Source organism: Succinatimonas hippei YIT 12066 (genome assembly GCF_000188195.1).
Lineage (GTDB): Bacteria > Pseudomonadota > Gammaproteobacteria > Enterobacterales > Succinivibrionaceae > Succinatimonas > Succinatimonas hippei.
Genome location: NZ_GL830954.1, coordinates 1 through 14382 on the forward strand (window position 1 = coordinate 1; position 14382 = coordinate 14382).

The window sequence follows — 14382 nt, forward strand, 5'->3', positions numbered from 1 at the left end:
TTGTGATAATCTTCACATGAAGTTGTCGCCATATTTTTTGTAAAAAGATCTTTTAATTCGCATTTAATAACAGTAGAATTCTTGCGCTTTTAAGTCACTGCCGTTTTAATGACAAAATAGGCGGTATTAAGATTTAAAAGGTTAAAGTTTTCGCAACGACGTGGACTTATGTCTTGTAAAGAGTGAAAAAACCACGTATAATATTGCGATCAGAACCACTTTAGTGGTTGTCAGGATTGAAGTTTTAGAAGCGGGGTAAAGACATCTCCGCCGTATTATATTAACTTAGGAGACAAAAATGGCCGTTCAGCAGAACCACCAGTCCCGTTCACGTCGTGACAAGCGTCGTACCCATGACGCATTATCTGCCCGTCAGTTGTCCGTCGATAAGGTAACCGATGAAGTTCATCTTCGTCACCATGTAACCGAGAGCGGTTACTATCGCGGTGTTAAGGTTATTGACGTTAAAGACGCAGAATAATCGATTTCACTGAATAGGAAAACGGGGTGTCAGGTTTACCTGACGCCCCGTTAACGTACATGACGAAGCAAAAAGAAATAGTTGTAGCTATAGACGGAACCGGCGGCGATCGCGGTTTTTTACCCGTGGTAAATGCCGTGAGGTTCGCTTTGGCTTTATATCCTTCGCTTAAATTAATTATTTTCGGGCCCTCTGATTTATCTTCAGCTTTAGCTAAAGCCGGCGTTGATGCCAAACGTTACGAGTTTCGCTTAGCTTCCCAGAATATTCCCCAGGATGAAGATCCTAAAGAGGTATTGTCAGGTTATCGTAAATCTGCGATGAGGCTTGCCGTTGAGGCGGTTAAAAACGGTGAAGCTCATGCCGTTGTTTCAGGCGGCGGAACCGGACCTTTTGTGGTTTTGTGCCGCCATATTCTAGGCACGATAGGGCGTGTGCGCCCTGCCTTGTGTGCGCGGATGCCGTCAGGCCCCAATCATTTTACTTTAATGCTTGATTTAGGAGCTAACGCTTCATCAAGTGCCGAGGATTTGTACGATTTTGCTATTTTAGGCAATGCCGCGGCCAAGCTTTATCAGGGAATAAGCGATCCGCGAATTGCGGTTTTAAATGTCGGTACCGAAGCCGGAAAGGGCAATCGTCTTATTCAGGAAGCAAAAGAATTAATTAGAGCCGATCATAATTTATTGTTTGAAGGTTTTGTTGAAGCCAATCGTATTTTCTGCGGTGACTGCGATGTTATTGTGACTGACGGTTTTACCGGTAATGTCGCGTTAAAGGCAGCAGAGGGAGTTGCTTCGATTTTTGCCAAATCATCAGGAATTAAGCGCTTTTTTGCTAAACTTGCCTGTCCTGACTGGCTTACTCCTTGGCAGTATAACGGTTCGCTTTTACTCGGTGTTAACGGTATTGCGGTTAAAAGCCATGCGTCGGCAGGTGATGAAGCCTTGGCTGTTGCTATGGTTGAAGCAGCAAAAGCCGCGCAGTGCGATTTATACGAATTAATGAAAGAAGAGTTGGAGCGCACGGTTTCTAAACGTTAACTTTTAATCTTAAAAGCAAGACTTAACTCTGAATCTTTTCAGGGAAATCCGGGTCTTGCTTTTCTTTTGTTTAGCATGGCTTAACGCGTCATGTTATACTTAAAAATTAAGTGGTTTTAGCCATAATCTTTATGTTTTAAGAAATTAAGGTTACGGCTTTATGTAAAAAGGACTTATCTAAAAGCACAAGCGCTTTTATAAGAAGGTTCTTTTTAACTTGCGGTATAACATGCCGCATGAAGCAGGATGAGTCTTCTTAAAAAGAAGTTTCGTCGACTTTAAAATTCTGCCTGCGGGCGAAAATTTAAGTGGTGATGCTTTGTATACCAAAATTCTAGGTACCGGCGGATATTTACCGCAAACAATACGGACTAACGCTGATTTGGAGCGGATGGTTGAAACTTCGGATGAGTGGATCATTGAAAGAACCGGTATCCGAGAACGTCGAATTGCAGCACCTGATGAAACGGCTGCATCAATGGGAGCTATTGCCGGTAAAAATGCTCTTGAAGCGGCAAATGTCGATCCGAGCGAAATTGATGCTGTTATTTGTGCTACCACCAGCGCAACTTATGCATTCCCTTCAGCCGCTTGTGAAATTGCTTTAAAACTAGGAATCGAAAAGGCGGCCGCGTTTGATTTGGCTGCCGCATGCTCAGGGTTTAGCTACGCTTACGGTGTGGCTCACGGTATGATCCTTTCGGGCCAGGCCAAAAAAGTATTGATTGTAGGCTCTGACTTGGTGTCCCGTACCTGTGATCCTACCGATCGCACTACGATTATTTTATTCGGTGACGGTGCCGGAGCCTGCGTACTGGGTGCATCTGACGAGCCCGGGACTTTGGCAATCAAGCTTTCCTCCGATCCTAAATCGGGAGATTTGCTGCGTCTTCCTTATCCTATCCGCAATAACTCTCATGATGAATATCTGTACATGAAGGGTAATGAAGTATTTAAACGTGCGGTAGGCGTTCTTTCTTCTTTAGTGACCGATACTTTAGAGGCAGCCGGAGTTTCGTATGAGGAGCTGGACTTTTTAGTGCCGCATCAGGCTAATTTACGTATTATCGCGGCTACGGCCCGTAAGCTTAAGATGGATATGTCGCAGGTAATCGTTACTTTGGATAAGCAGGGAAACACTTCGGCAGCGTCAGTACCTTTGGCTCTTGACGAAGGGGTTCGCTCCGGTCGCATCAAGCGCGGCGATATGTTGCTTTTGGAGTCTTTCGGCGGCGGCTTCGTTTGGGGCTCGGCATTGGTTCATTACTGATTTTTATTTTCAGCCTTAGGGCTTTTAATGGAGTTTTAACGTTATGAAAAAATTCGCAGTCGTTTTTCCGGGTCAAGGTTCGCAAAGCGTCGGAATGTTCGCTTCCTTTATTGAAGATCCTGAAGTTAAACGTACTTACGAAGAAGCAAATGATGCTCTTTCATATGATTTAAAAAAGATTTCTTTAGAAGGCCCGGCTGAAGAGCTCAACAAGACTGAAGTTACTCAGCCGGCTATTCTGGCTGCATCCGTTGCCGCATTAAGAGCATTAAAATCTCGTATCGATGCAGTGCCTGCCGCCGTCGCAGGTCATTCTTTAGGCGAATACAGCGCATTAGTTGCCGCAGGTGCCTTGGATTTTGCCGATGCTCTGCGCCTGGTGCGTTTGCGCGGTCAGGCCATGCAGGCAGCCGTACCGCAGGGCAAGGGGGCAATGGCAGCCGTTTTAGGCCTTGCCGATGAAGTTGTAATTGACGGCTGCAAGGCAGTATCTCAAGACGGTGATGCCGTGTGGGCGGCCAATTTCAATACTCCTGGTCAGGTTGTTATTTCAGGAGCCAAGGAGGCAGTCGATCGCGCTGCAAAATTCTTTGCCGAAAACGGAGCCAAGCGCGTAGTTCCTCTTGCAGTTTCTGCTCCATCTCATTGTCCGATGATGCAAAGCGCTGCCGATAAGCTTAAGGAAGCATTGTCGTCAATTACTTTAAAGGATGCGGCAATTCCCGTTTACTGCAACGCTTACGCTAAGCCTTTAACTGCAAAAGATGAAATCGTCAAAGCTCTTATTTTGCAGCTTGTAGGACCGGTTCGCTGGGTAGAGTGCGTCAAGGCTATGCAGTCTGACGGTGTCAGCGCTTTAATTGAATGCGGTCCCGGCAAAGTTCTGTGCGGGCTTAACCGTAAAATTGACAAATCTCTTGATCTTGCCAATATCTGTGATGAAGATTCTCTTAATAAAGCAATCGAGCTTATTAAATAATATTTGAGCATAAGGAATAACTATGTTTTCACTTGATTTTTCCGGTAAAGTCGTTTTGGTAACCGGTGCCTCCCGCGGTATCGGTAAAGGCATTGCCGAAGCTTTTGCTTCCTTGGGGGCAACTGTATGCGGAACTGCAACCTCGCAAAAAGGTGCCGATGCCATTACCGAATATTTAAACGGCAAGGGCGCAGGCTTTGTATTAAATGCTTTAGAAGAAGGTAGCATTGATGCCTTATTTGCCGCCGTATCTGAAAAATACGGGGCTCCTGATATCCTCGTGAATAACGCCGGTATTACCCGCGACGGTCTTTTCATGCGTATGAAGGATGAAGATTGGGATGCCGTCATTACCTGCAACTTGTCGTCGGCAGCCCGTCTGTGCCGTGCCTGCGTAAGCCCCATGATGAAAAAGCGCAGCGGCAGAATCATCAATATTTCATCAATCACAGGTGAGATCGGCAACGCCGGTCAGTGTAACTACGCTGCAGCCAAAGCAGGTCTTATCGGTTTTAGCCGCTCTCTTGCCAAAGAAGTGGCTCCGCGCGGCATTACCGTTAACTGTGTAGCTCCCGGCTTTATTGAAACCGATATGACCGCGGTCTTAAAAGAAGATCAATTAAAAGCCTGGATTAACGGTATTCCGCTTAAAAGAGCAGGACAGGTTGCAGATATCGCAGGTGCCGTTGTCTTTTTAGCATCAGATATGGCCTCGTACATTACCGGTGCAACCATTGATGTTAACGGCGGTTTACACTGCGCCTAAAATTTTAAAATTGTGATTTATTTTTTGTTTTGGTGGTTTTAATGAGTAAATTTAGCTATTTAGACTACCAAAATTTAAATAAAACATATATAATCGCTTCATCATTTTGGTTTCCGGCATTGGGTCGGGCAACCTCTTCTAACATAGGACGGATCTGCGCAGCAGACTGAACAAAAAGAAATGAGCAATAGCAATATTGAAGATCGCGTAAAGAAGATTATCGTTGACATGTTAGGCGTTAAGCCGGAAGATGTCGTACCTGAGGCCTCCTTCGTTGATGATCTGGGTGCCGATTCATTGGATACTGTAGAGCTCGTAATGGCTCTTGAAGAAGAGTTCGAGACTGAAATCCCTGATGAGGACGCAGAGAAGATCAATACCGTTCAGGCTGCAATTGACTACATCAAGAGCCATCAGGATAAATAATTAGCTGCGGCGGGATAACCCGCCGTTTGCATGTCAGGCTCGGCAAAGCTGAGTCGAAGATAGAAATGATGGAGATGCTTAGTCATCTCCGTTTTCGTATTGAATTTCATATTTTTTGTTTTTGGAGGCATCTACGGTGCAAAAGCGCAGGGTTGTAGTTACCGGTCTGGGTATGTTAAGTCCGGTGGGCGGTACGGCTGAAGAATCTTGGCAGTCCCTCCTTGCCGGTAAGAGCGGCATCTCTACCATTGAGCATTTCGACACCAGCGCCTTTTCAGTTAAAATCGCTGGTCTGGTCAAGAATTTCAATCCCGAGCAGTGGGGTATTACCCGTAAAGATGAACGCAAGATGGACTTGTTCATTCAATACGGTATTGCTGCCGGCTTGATGGCATTGGCAGACTCCGGTTTGGAAGTAACCCCGGAGAACGCTACCCGCATCGGTGCAATGGTAGGCTCCGGTATCGGCGGTCTCGGTTTAATCGAGCAGAATATCACTGCTTTGGTTCATAAGGGACCACGCGGCATCAGCCCGTTCTTCGTTCCTTCCACCATTATTAACATGGTGTCGGGACACTTATCAATTTTAAAAGGTTTGCGCGGTCCTAACCTTGCAACCGTAACCGCCTGTGCGTCCGGCACTCACGCTATCGGCTTGTCCGCACGCCTTATTGCCTGCGGTGACGCTGATGCAATGGTTTGCGGCGGATCTGAAAAAGCTTCTACCCAGATGGGTATCGGCGGATTCAGTGCTCTAAAGGCATTATCTACCCGCAATGATGAGCCGGAAAAGGCTTCCCGTCCTTGGGATCAAGATCGCGACGGATTCGTTTTAGGTGACGGCTCCGGTATTCTCGTGCTCGAAGAGTATGAACACGCTAAAGCCCGCGGAGCTAAGATTTATGCTGAACTGGTCGGTTTCGGCATGAGCGGCGATGCTTATCACATGACTGCAACCGCAGAAGACGGCTCCGGTGCCCGTCTTTCCATGGAAAATGCCATACGTGATGCCGGTATTAAGCCCGAACAGATCGGCTATATTAATGCTCACGGTACTTCAACTCATATCGGTGATTTGTCCGAGCTGCGCGCGGTTAAAGCAATTTTCGGCGATGCACCCAAGACCACTTGCATGAGCTCTACCAAATCCATGACCGGACACCTTTTAGGTGCAGCAGGTGCAATTGAAGCTGTAATTACCGTTATGGCACTGCACGATCAGATTTGTCCTCCGACAATCAATCTTGAAAATCCCGATCCTGAAGTGGGTGATTTCAACTTGGTACCTAATGTGGCTCAGAAACATGATTTTGAGTACGCATTGACCAACAGCTTCGGCTTCGGCGGTACCAACGGTTCACTTATTTTTAAGCTTCCCGAATAATTTTCAAGTTTTGAAAAATTAAAATAGAAAAGATCCTCAAGTCAAATACTTGGGGATTTTTTTGAAATTTAAAAAGTCCCCATAAATTTTTAATATAAATATTTAGATTATTTTGCAATTAAATGCAGTATTATCGACATTATAATCATAATTTTAAATTTTCATTATTAAGATGCAGATAATTTATAAAAGAACGTAAAAATAGGCTTTTAACAATGGATTAAGTTAATTTGTCAGTAAAGCTTAAATTTACCTGTCAAAGCTCACAATTTTAAATATTTAATTTTTATATAACACTAAATTGATATTAGTTTAATATTTACATTTATATAGTTTGCTTTTTTAATAAAATTTAGTTAAATCAGATAGTTATCATTTTAAAATCTTGTAAATATGACTATATAACAGTTTCATTAGTCGAAATTTTTGTAAATTATTAATGTTAAGTTCCTCACAGTTTTAAATTTTTTCAAATTTTATCAAAAATGCTTTTTATAAATAAATCAAGATGTTAGGTGAAATTTAAATTTTTAATAAAAAGAAAGCTCTACAAAAGGGCAAAAATAGTTGCTTAGAAAGAATAAAATAATGGTATATTTAGTCCGTGGCAAAAATGCCATGACTTGTTTTCAAGTACATAATTTTTTAATGGGATAAGATTATGAAGAAGTCATTATTAGCAATGGCTGTTGCTGCTGTTGCAGTTGCAGCTACCTCTGCAGCTTCTGCTGCTACCGTTTATGATAAAGACGGTACCTCTTTAGCCGTTTACGGCCGTATTCAGGGTGTTGTTTACTCTCAGGATTCAGGCAAGACCGGCAACTCTTATGGTGACACCGGTTTACAGGGTTCAGGCCGTTTAGGCTTAGACATGCGTACCCAGTTGACCGACGGCATCGCTGCTTTTGCCAAGGCTGAGTGGGAAATGGCCGATAACGGTGAGCGCGCTGGTGACCGTAAAGACGATCACTTTAAGTCTCGTTATTTGTGGGTCGGTGCTGATTTCGGCGTTTTCGGTCAGTTGAAGGCCGGTAAATTTGAAGATGCCGTCAAGTACGTTCTCCTTCCTACCGATATTTTTGATGACTTCGGTTGCAATGGTCAGCTTGATAACGATGACAAGCGTGACGGTATGTTTATGTATACCTGGTCAGGCTATGGCTTTACCGCCAACGTTTCCTACCAGACTGCTAAAGATGCCCAGTTGGTTGATGGTGCATGGTATGGTGCTACTCCTATAGCTGATGCTAAAGAAGGCAAACTTGATATCAATGATGCATATGCCATTTCCGTCGGTTATCAGTCACCTGACGTTCTTTTCGGACCGATTGGTGTTCGCGTAGGTTATGCCCATACTGATTTCCAGGATGATGCTCATGCTCCCTCTCAATTTGCTCTTAACACCAAATCATATGATGATTACGATCAGTTCGCAGCTTCCTTATACTGGGGCTCTCTGAATGTAGGTCCGTATGTTGGTGCTTTGTATCAGTTCCGTGATTTCGGTATGGTAAATAGTGCTGAAGATTACAAAGTTCAGGGCGCTGAGTTTGTAGTAGCTTACGGCTTTGAGAACGGTGTTTCCCTCCGTGCTGGTTACAACTGGATGAACCACGATGCAGATAACGGTGCTGACGTTGATGCTCAGACCATTCCGGTTATCGCTATGTACAACGTTACTCCGAACTTCCGTGTTTGGGCTGAAGCACGCTTTGATGCCGGTACCGATGACGATAAGGATTTTGTAAACGGTAAAAGCTTCAAGCATGAGACTGGTGTAAACTTCGAAGAGAACGTTTACTCTGTCGGTGCTCGTTACACCTTCTAATCAGCCGCTGTTTAGCAGCTGTTGATTTTGACCCCGGCTTATGCCGGGGTTTTACTTTGTAATGCGTGAAATTTCTCATCTTTAGCTTCTTTTCTGTGCGCTTCATTCTTCTTTTTCTATCTACTTAAAAAGAGTGCTATAATGCAAAATTTTTTTTGAGACAGATTTTTGTCTTTACACATAATAAAAACTTTATTTGGGATATATAAAATGAAGAAGTCATTATTAGCTTTAGCAGTTGCTTCTGTTGCCATGTCTTCAGTTACCTCTGCTGCTGTCGTTTACGATAAAGACGGTACCTCTGTTGAGATGTACGGTCGAGTTCAGGCTGTTGCTTATTCAACTCATGCAGCTAAGAACAGTTACTCAGATAATTCAATTCAGACCAGCGGTCGTTTAGGTTTTAACCTCCGTACTCCGTTAAATGACAGCATCGCTGCATACGCTAATGCCGAGTGGGATGTTGCAGATGACGATAAGACTGATACTTTTAACAATCGTCGTATCTATGTCGGTACTGATTTTGGTAACTACGGTAAGCTTCAGGCCGGTCGTTTTGAAGATGCCATCTACTGGAATGTAACTTCGTACTCTGATGTTTATGAAGATTGGGGCTGCTGGGGTCAATTAGGTGATGCCGATAAGCGTGACGGAATGCTCATGTATTCATGGTCAGGTTACGGCGTCAACTTTATGGCTACCTACGGTACCGCTAAAGACGGTGAAACCGTTGAAGGTGCTTGGGCAGCCGGTGAGACTCTTGATATTGACAATTCATACGCTTTTGCCGTCGGTTATACCACCCCTGACGTATGGTTCGGACCGATTTCCGTTAACTTAGGTTACGGATCAACTAATTTCCAGTCTGATGCCGGTTCTAACACTTCTTTTGATAAATACGATAATTATGCAGCTTCCTTAGCTTGGGGTTCTATTGACGTAGGTCCTTATATTGCCGCTGTTTGGAATATGCGTGATTTCAGCATGATCGGTGAGAATGATTACACTGTTCAGGGCGTTGAAGCCGTTGTTGCTTACGGTTTTGAAAACGGCGTATCTATCCGCACCGGTTATCAGTGGCTTAACAGCGACGAGGATAACGGCTCTGATGTTTCAGGACAGGTTATTCCTGTATATGTAAATTACAATGTCACCCCGAACTTCAACGTATGGGCTGAAGCTCGCTTTGACGTTGGTACCGATTCTGAATTTGACGAGCTTACCAAATACTACGATCTTTCAGAAGACGTATACTCCTGCGGTGCTCGTTACACCTTCTAATCTGTCGCTGCATCGCAGTTGTTGATTCTGACCCCGGCATAGCCCGGGGTTTATCTTTTTTAGTCCTGTCTTTTTTCTTTTTTTAATGATCAATTTTGAAGCATGTAATAATAACAATCACTAATTTAGTTGCCGCTAACTTCATTTGTGTTATACTAAGCTGCGTTAGCAATAGACAACTATAATTATCTATAGCTAAAAAAACAATTTAAATTTGGGACAAAAAACTATGAAGAAGTCATTATTAGCTTTAGCTGTAGCTTCAATAGCGGCAGCTTCCGCTGCATCTGCAGCTACTGTTTATGATAAAGACGGAACCAGTATGGAAGTATACGGCCGTGTTCAGGCGGTTGCATATTCAACTCACGGCTCTGAGGCAATGGGATCAAACAGTTATTACGATAACTCAATTCAAACGAGCGGTCGTTTAGGTCTTAATCTGCGTACTCCTTTAACTGACAATATTGCGGCTTTTGCAAACGCCGAGTGGGATGTTGCTGATAATGATACAACTGACTCTTTTGACGCACGATACCTTTTTGTCGGTGCTGATTTCGGTAAATTCGGCGCATTGCAGGCAGGTCGTTTTGAAGATGCAGTTTATCAGGGAGTTACCTCATATACTGATGTTTATGAAGATTGGGGATGCTATGGTCAATTAGGTGACGGCGATAAACGTGACGGCATGATCATGTACTCCTGGTCAGGTTACGGTTTTGATTTTGCCGCCACTTACGGTACCGCTAAGGACGCTCAAAGTGTTGAAGGTGCCTGGTATAGTGAAGAAGAAGCGCTTGATATTGACAATTCCTACTCTGTAGCTGTCGGTTATTCTTCTCCTGATGTGTTGTTCGGACCGATTTCCGTACGCTTAGGTTTCGGATCTGCTCATTTCCAGGATGATGCCACAGCTGATCTTACCTACGACAGATACAATCAATATGCTGCCGTATTGTCTTGGGGCTCTGTTGACGTAGGTCCTTATATCGCCGCCATGTACAATATTCGCGACTTCTCCATGGAAAACAGCGATTTTGATTATAAAGTACAGGGTGTTGAGGCCGTTTTAGCCTACGGCTTTGAGTGCGGTGTTTCAATTCGTACCGGATATCAGTGGTTAAATAACGATCCGGATAATGAGCAGGTTTCACGTTATAAAAATAGCGATGCTCATATAATTCCTGTTTATGTAAATTATGACGTATCCCCGAACTTCAACGTTTGGGCCGAGGCTCGCTTTGATGCCGGTACCGATGATGATTTCGTCTATGAAACTCTTACTGAAAATACTTACTCAGTAGGTGCCCGTTACACTTTCTAAATTTTCATTGCACTCCTAGACAACCCCGGGATTTCCGGGGTTTTTCAGTATTTACTTTTCAATTACGGCAAGCGGTTTTAATTTACCGACTATATAAGTTGTACTTATAATTCCGAAATAGCGGCCGTCAAAGGAATTTTCTTTTTCATTAAGCAAGAAAATTTCATTTTTTCTAAGTGTTCTGTTGATGTTTTGCGTAAACATTTTTCGTCTGTTTGCATCCGTTATTTGCGCTTTTGAATTTGGTATAAGTTTTTTATTTATGTAAATTCCCTCAGATGTAGTTAGTACTCTATCGCCTTCTATTGCCGCTATATATTTACCGACGGGGGCTATTTTGTTTTCGCATTTTCCCGATGTTAAGTAGCCGCGCTCAAAGGCAATATTTGCATAATGACTTGGCAGGCAGGATAAAACCAGATCTCCTTTTGCAGGAGCGGTTTTGTCATGTTCTATAAGGTAGATGCCAATCGGTAGAGACGATGAAACATTTACCCAGGCATTTAGGTAATTTAAAAGAAGAGAGAAAATGCAAATTAATAAGAATAGGGTGATAAGTATCTGTAATAAAACTTTAAGCATAGATGTTTCCTTAAAAAAGAAACATCATATAAAAAGTTTCTAAACGCACTTTGAGGTTTGTGTGCAATTTGCACACAACTGTTTTACGAACGGCTTATATAGGCTGAAAAATTTTTTAGTTTATTTTTTAGCAGCATGCGGGGCAATAGCGCAAGAGCCTTCGACATAGTCCGTGCTTTTTTGTCCGTTGTACTCAGGATGACGCTCCAGCCATACTACAGCGTAAGAACATGTGCCAAGGCACTTTAATTTTTGTTCTACGGCATAATCGTAGGCCGCTTTGACTAAAGCTGCTGCAATTCCTCTGCCGCTTATCTCTTTTGGTACTAATGTTTTGCGAATATCAAGGGCATCGTCGTAAAGCTGATAATCAACTAAAGCTGTATGCCCGTTAATCTCAACAGTAAACCGATGCAAATCCTTGTTATGTTGGATATGCATAAAAAGACCTTATGTTGTTTAATTGTTTTTATGTTCAAAAACTCTTGGTGCAAGATTATAAAAAATTAAGAAAAATTAAGATGCTAAGTACATAGCATTTTTAGGAAAAGGAGTTAACTTTTTTTGTGTAAAATTCACTTTAATATCGCTTAAAAAAGATTTTTTAAAGCGTAAAAAATAAAATTTACAGATGCGATAAAAAAATTATAAAAAGTTTAACTTAGGCGGTTGAATTGACGTTCTAATAATGTTTGAATGTAAATGTAAAAAAGAGTTCGGAGGACAGGGACGTTTATGCGTAAAGCAGTTATTACCGGTTATGGTATTGTGTCCAGCATCGGTATCGGAAAAGATGCCGTTTTAGAATCATTAAAGGTCGGTCGTTCAGGAATTGTAGCAGAGCCTGATTTCATCGAAAAAGGTATGAGATCACAAGTCGCCGGCATGGTTAATATTGATTTTAAAGATTATATAGACAGACGCGATTTGCGCTTTATGGGCGATGCGGCCGCTTATTCTTATATCGCAATGAAAGAAGCCATCGCGATGTCAGGCCTTGAAGAAAAAGATGTTTCAAATGAAAGAACCGGCCTTATCGTAGGTTCAGGCGGCGGATCGACAAAAACTACTGTGGATTCAGCCGATATTCTGCGCACTAAAGGCGTAAAGCGTATCGGCCCCTATGCCGTAACCAAGGCTATGAGTTCCACTACTTCAGCATGTCTTGCAACGCCTTTTAAGATAAAAGGCGTTTCTTATTCGGTAAGCTCTGCCTGCGCTACTTCTGCTCATTGCATAGAAGCAGCCTGCGATGAAATTATGCTCGGCCGCCATGACATTATTTTTGCCGGAGGCGGCGAAGCCGCTGATTGGACTATTGCTTGTCTTTTTGACGGCATGGGAGCATTGTCAAGTAAATATAATGCAACCCCTGAAAAAGCATCCCGCCCGTATGACGCAAATCGCGACGGCTTTGTAATCGGAGCCGGCGGCGGCATCGTGGTAATTGAAGATGAAGAGCATGCTAAAGCAAGAGGCGCTAAAATTTTAGCTGAGGTGGTAGGTTTCGGGGCCAGCTCTGACGGTTATGACATGGTAGCTCCGTCCGGAGAAGGGGCTGAGCGCTGCATGCGTCAGGCTTTAAGAACCTGCCCGTATCCGATTGATTACATCAATACTCATGGTACTTCAACGGTGGTCGGTGACGTTAAGGAAATTGAAGCGATTAAGTCCGTTTTTAAAGATAAAGTTCCGCCGATTTCATCAACTAAATCCATGACCGGTCATGCTTTGGGAGCTGCCGGCGTTAATGAAGCCATTTACAGCTTAATTATGCTGGAAAACAGTTTCATCGCACCTTCAATTAATATCGATACTTTAGATGAAAGTGCTCAAGGACTTGATATTGTTGCCAATACCGCAAGATCTGCTGCGATTAATACCGTGATGTCCAACAGTTTCGGCTTTGGCGGTACTAATGCCACCTTGATTTTAAGGAAATATGGTGTCTGATAAAGTACAAAAAGAACGCCTTGATAAGTGCGTGTCAAAACTTACGGGATTATCTCGAAAAGAGGCAAGCGCACTTATTAAAGAAGGCCGAGTCTTGGTAGACGGTCAAGCCGCTTTAGAAGCGGCTTTAAAAATTCCGGTAAATAGTATCATTACTATTGATGACGATGAGATATCTCTTTATGAAGAGGGCTTTAAAAAACGTGTTTATATGTTGAATAAGCCCTCTGATATGGTGTGTGCCGATCGCGATCGCAATCATCGTATCGTAACCTCACTTTTTGTGGAAGAGCTGCGTCCTGATACCTTACATTGTGCCGGCAGACTTGATATTGATACGACAGGATTATTGATTGTTACTGATGACGGTGAGCTTATTCATGAAATAACTCATCCTAAAAAAGAGATCACAAAGCTCTATCGTGCCGTAACCGATAAGCCGATCCCTGAAAAAGCGGTAAGTGCTTTTTTAAAGGGAATCAAGCATCCTGAGGAAAAATTTCCGTATAAAAGCGCCAAATTGACAATTGAATCCGCTAACGTCGGTTTGGTTGAGGTTAAAGAAGGGCGTTTTCATGAGGTTAAACGCTTGTTTGAATGCGTCGGTTGTGAAGTGATTGAACTTACCAGACTTAAAATCGGATCTCTTGAGTTAGATGACTCTCTTGAAGAAGGTGAATATCGTCTGCTTAGTGATGATGAAGTAGATCTCCTTTTTGCAAAAGTTACTGATTGAGATAACAACCGTCTATTTTTGTTTCTTAAATAAGAATATTTTCTCCGTAGATGAGTATGTTTTGTCTCTTTTTAGTTGTATGGCGTCTGTAATTTTTGTTTACAGATGCTTTTTGTATAAATTAGCTTAATGGAAAACAAAGCATTATCCATACATTAATAAAGCTATATCGTTTTATCTTTTGTTTTGATTTTTAACTAAACACATTAATTTTCAGATACGTTTTTTTCAAGGATATATTTTTATATACAATATTTTTTGTATTTGAGATTGTTTGCAAAATATTAATATATAAAGTTAACTATTTATTATTTAAGGAATTTATTGTAAAG

At 42.6% G+C, this 14382-nt stretch carries 14 protein-coding genes; 12 read left to right on the forward strand and 2 right to left on the reverse strand.

Features of this window, described 5'->3' with window-relative positions; genetic code table 11:
* Positions 1 to 298: 298 nt before the first annotated feature.
* From rpmF to HMPREF9444_RS01860, 10 genes are all read left to right on the forward strand, one after another.
* Complete coding sequence (gene rpmF / locus HMPREF9444_RS01815; protein ID WP_009142616.1) at positions 299 to 481, forward strand: 50S ribosomal protein L32; 183 nt, start codon at positions 299 to 301, stop codon at positions 479 to 481.
* Between the two features lie 26 nt (positions 482 to 507).
* Complete coding sequence (locus HMPREF9444_RS01820; RefSeq protein ID WP_050778970.1) at positions 508 to 1524, forward strand: phosphate acyltransferase; 1017 nt, start codon at positions 508 to 510, stop codon at positions 1522 to 1524.
* A gap of 319 nt (positions 1525 to 1843) precedes the next feature.
* On the forward strand, positions 1844 to 2794 hold the full coding sequence (locus tag HMPREF9444_RS01825; protein WP_040909084.1) for a beta-ketoacyl-ACP synthase III: 951 nt from the start codon (positions 1844 to 1846) through the stop codon (positions 2792 to 2794).
* A 43-nt stretch (positions 2795 to 2837) separates the two neighbouring features.
* Positions 2838 to 3773 carry an ACP S-malonyltransferase gene (gene fabD / locus HMPREF9444_RS01830; protein WP_009142620.1) on the forward strand — a complete coding sequence of 312 codons (936 nt, stop codon included), beginning with the start codon at positions 2838 to 2840 and terminating at the stop codon, positions 3771 to 3773.
* A 22-nt stretch (positions 3774 to 3795) separates the two neighbouring features.
* Positions 3796 to 4539: a 3-oxoacyl-ACP reductase FabG gene (gene fabG, locus HMPREF9444_RS01835; RefSeq protein WP_009142621.1), complete on the forward strand. Its 744-nt coding sequence runs from the start codon at positions 3796 to 3798 to the stop codon at positions 4537 to 4539.
* A gap of 180 nt (positions 4540 to 4719) precedes the next feature.
* Positions 4720 to 4965, forward strand: a complete 246-nt coding sequence (gene acpP, locus HMPREF9444_RS01840; RefSeq protein ID WP_009142622.1) for an acyl carrier protein — start codon at positions 4720 to 4722, stop codon at positions 4963 to 4965.
* Between the two features lie 136 nt (positions 4966 to 5101).
* Positions 5102 to 6349: a beta-ketoacyl-ACP synthase II gene (gene fabF / locus HMPREF9444_RS01845; protein ID WP_009142623.1), complete on the forward strand. Its 1248-nt coding sequence runs from the start codon at positions 5102 to 5104 to the stop codon at positions 6347 to 6349.
* A 661-nt stretch (positions 6350 to 7010) separates the two neighbouring features.
* On the forward strand, positions 7011 to 8177 hold the full coding sequence (locus HMPREF9444_RS01850) for a porin (protein WP_009142625.1): 1167 nt from the start codon (positions 7011 to 7013) through the stop codon (positions 8175 to 8177).
* A 210-nt stretch (positions 8178 to 8387) separates the two neighbouring features.
* Positions 8388 to 9458, forward strand: a complete 1071-nt coding sequence (locus HMPREF9444_RS01855) for a porin (RefSeq protein WP_009142626.1) — start codon at positions 8388 to 8390, stop codon at positions 9456 to 9458.
* A gap of 229 nt (positions 9459 to 9687) precedes the next feature.
* A complete protein-coding gene (locus tag HMPREF9444_RS01860; protein WP_009142627.1) occupies positions 9688 to 10779 on the forward strand; it encodes a porin in 1092 nt (363 codons plus the stop codon).
* A 51-nt stretch (positions 10780 to 10830) separates the two neighbouring features.
* Here HMPREF9444_RS01860 and traF read toward each other — a convergent pair whose 3' ends face one another.
* Positions 10831 to 11361, reverse strand: coding sequence for a conjugative transfer signal peptidase TraF (traF, locus tag HMPREF9444_RS01865; protein ID WP_009142628.1), 531 nt, complete (start codon positions 11359 to 11361; stop codon positions 10831 to 10833).
* A gap of 120 nt (positions 11362 to 11481) precedes the next feature.
* Complete coding sequence (locus HMPREF9444_RS01870; RefSeq protein ID WP_009142629.1) at positions 11482 to 11802, reverse strand: GNAT family N-acetyltransferase; 321 nt, start codon at positions 11800 to 11802, stop codon at positions 11482 to 11484.
* Between the two features lie 294 nt (positions 11803 to 12096).
* Between HMPREF9444_RS01870 and fabB the strand changes: the two genes are divergently transcribed.
* Together fabB and HMPREF9444_RS01880 are read left to right on the forward strand one after the other, a co-directional pair.
* Positions 12097 to 13314, forward strand: coding sequence for a beta-ketoacyl-ACP synthase I (fabB, locus tag HMPREF9444_RS01875; protein WP_009142630.1), 1218 nt, complete (start codon positions 12097 to 12099; stop codon positions 13312 to 13314).
* Complete coding sequence (locus HMPREF9444_RS01880; RefSeq protein WP_009142631.1) at positions 13304 to 14050, forward strand: pseudouridine synthase; 747 nt, start codon at positions 13304 to 13306, stop codon at positions 14048 to 14050. The genes fabB and HMPREF9444_RS01880 overlap by 11 nt, the downstream gene beginning before the upstream one ends.
* Positions 14051 to 14382 lie beyond the last annotated feature (332 nt).